We start from the raw sequence: 2,595 nt of genomic DNA, 5'->3' as shown, positions 1-2,595 counted from the left end.
CGCCATCTGCGAGGGCGACGATTACTGGACGGATCCCGACAAGCTGCAGCGTCAGTTCGACTACATGCAGCAGCGGCCGGAATACACGCTGTGCTTTCACCCCGTGCGCGTCGTCTACGAGGACATGCCGGGCGTCGCGACGATATATCCGGAGCATTGCGCGCCGCAGCCGTCTCTCTCTGATCTGGCCGTGCGCAACTTCATCCAGACCAACAGCGTGTTCTACCGCTGGCGGTATCGCGGCGGCGAGAGGCTCGAGATCGGTCGCGGCATCATCCCGGCCGACTGGTACATCCACCTGATGCACGCCGAGGTCGGCCGGATCGGGTTCCTGCCCCAGATTATGGCGGTGTATCGCAAGCACGCGGGCGGGATATGGGCTCACGCATCCGACCTCGCGCGGCACAAGCGGCTCGGCAAGTCGGAGATCGAGTTCTACCGGCAATTGCGCAGCCATTTCGGCGGCCGCTTCGCACAGAGTTTCGCGGCGTCGCAGCGGCTGATCTTCGCCCGCCTCGCAGAGGCGTTCCTGGACGAGGCGGACGTGCCGGGCTTGCGCCGCCTGATCGAGGACCATCCCGACATCGCCCACGACACCCTCGACGAGATGGGATTCGACACCGCCTGCCTGCCGGTCGGCGATGTCGATGCCCTCCGCGTGTGGCTCGAGGAGCAGCTGACCGTCAGCGTCATCGTGACCGCTTCCGATCCCGGCACCGATCTCAATCCCGCCCTCGCGGGCATTCTGGCCCAGCGCGGGCTGTTCCGGCTGCGTGTCGTCGTCGGCTTCGAACGTTCGACGCAGGCTGCCGCGGAGAGCATCGCTGCCCTTCGGGCGGCCGATCCGGACCGCATTGTCGTGCGCCCGCGCCCGCAGGATCTCGGCCCGCTCCGGAACCTGCAGGATTGCATCGCGGCCTGCGATGGCCGCTACATCGCCTTCTGCGACGCGGAGGCCCGCTGGATCTCGGACCGCAAGATCGCCAAGCAGCTCCGGATCCTGCGGAGCGATCCCAAGCTCGCCCTGTGCTTCAATTGGGTGCTCGTGCACCGCACGGCGGAGGGATCTCTGTTACCGCACGAGGCGCAGGGGCGCCTCGCGACCGGGAACCTCCGCTTCTCGGATCTCGCCACCGAACCGGTGACCGCGCACCGCTCGTGCGGTCTCTACCGCGCGGACGCGCTGCGGACCCTGCCGCAGGCGTTTTTCGAGGAGCCCGGCGCCGGCGACTGGCTGATGGATCTCTACGTCGCCGATCGGAGCCGCATCGCGTTCCTGCGGGAAATCCTCACGGTCTGGGACCTCCGGGCCGGCAGACCGGGGTCCAACTCCCCCGACCCGATCCAGACGGCCCGGGTCGAGTCCCAGCGCCGACGTTTCTCCGCCCTTTTCGGTCGTGGGCGCGGCTTCGAGCCCTACGCGCTCGTCTGCACGGTCACGGGCGGCGGCGCGGCGCTGTCCCCCGATTTCGCCCGCGCCCATCTGGAGGCGCCTGCCCCCGGCGCCGGGACCGAGATCCAGGACGGGCACGTGGTCTTCGCCGGCTGGGTCGTTCCGACTTACGGATCCCGGGCGACACTGGTCGCTGAACTCGAGGGTGAGACGCATCGATTTCCCGTGGACCAGCCGCGGTCAGATGTGGTCGCGGCCCTGTTCGGCGACGCGCCCGCCCCGCTGGACGCGGCGCGCTGCGGCTTTCGCTTCACGCTGCCGTTCGATCAGCACTTGGCGGTCCACCTCCTGATCGAGACCGAGGACACTGTCCTGCCGTGGCTGTCGGTCTCCGTCACCTCGCGATCCGAGAGCGAGGCGTCCGGCTGACGCACATCGTTCCAACCCAGATGAGGCCCTTCCCCCTCGGTGCGGCCCAGCGCCCGGGTAGGGTTGACCGCGTGCGCGAGGCAATCGTATCACCCGGGCAACGCGCGGCCTGGCCGCTGCAGTGGCCGGTGTGCGGCGCGCGCCGCACGGCGCAAGCTTGAGCGCCATGGGCGCGAGGATAAGGACGGAGCGGTTCTTGGGCGAGGACGTCGAGACGCTGCGGACAGAGCTGGCCGAGACGCAGGCCCGGCTGAAGGAAGCGCAGGGCGAACTCGCGCGCTTGGTCCGCTTGGCCGAGGCCGACCTCCAGCGGCGACGCCCGGGCGAGCAGTCGAGCGTCGTCGCCGCCTCGGTGCGCCGGCCCGCCGCCAAGGACGTGGCCGCCCGCATCGCGCGCCTCGTGGAGCTGTATCGCGAGGCTTCGGCCGCCTCCCCCAACGGCGCACCGGTGGTCGGCGAGGACACGATGCTCCGGTGGCTGGAGGCCTCGGGTCTGTTCGACCGCGACTTCTATCTCAAGTGCAACGGCGACGTGGCGAGCGCCGGAGCCGATCCGACCCAGCACTACTTCAACCACGGCTACGCCGAGTCGCGGCCGCCAAGCCCGCTCTGACGCCGGCCCGGACTGCTTTCCGATGCTGCGGTGACCGCATCGCCGCTGCGCGTGACGGCAGCCAGCGGCCGAGACCTGTGCGAGGACACGATCGATGCAGACCGCCGCTGAGACCGCCGTGCCGGCTCCGCCTCAGCTGGAGCCGTGGCAGGACGACTTC

General features: G+C 69.6%; 2 protein-coding genes. Both read left to right on the top strand.

Translation table 11 applies throughout. The features are described 5' to 3' along the window. A partial coding sequence (locus BLT59_RS30370; protein ID WP_091789978.1) for a glycosyltransferase family 2 protein occupies positions 1–1,822 on the top strand: 1,822 nt, incomplete at its 5' end. Positions 1,823–2,018: 196 nt separating this feature from the next. After that, a complete protein-coding gene (locus BLT59_RS30365) occupies positions 2,019–2,435 on the top strand; it encodes a hypothetical protein (protein ID WP_091789975.1) in 417 nt (138 codons plus the stop codon). Positions 2,436–2,595: the final 160 nt, after the last annotated feature.

The sequence above is a fragment of the Methylobacterium sp. UNC378MF genome, from assembly GCF_900103195.1.
Classification (GTDB): Bacteria; Pseudomonadota; Alphaproteobacteria; order Rhizobiales; family Beijerinckiaceae; genus Methylobacterium.
This window is presented reverse-complemented; position numbering and strand designations above follow the sequence as displayed.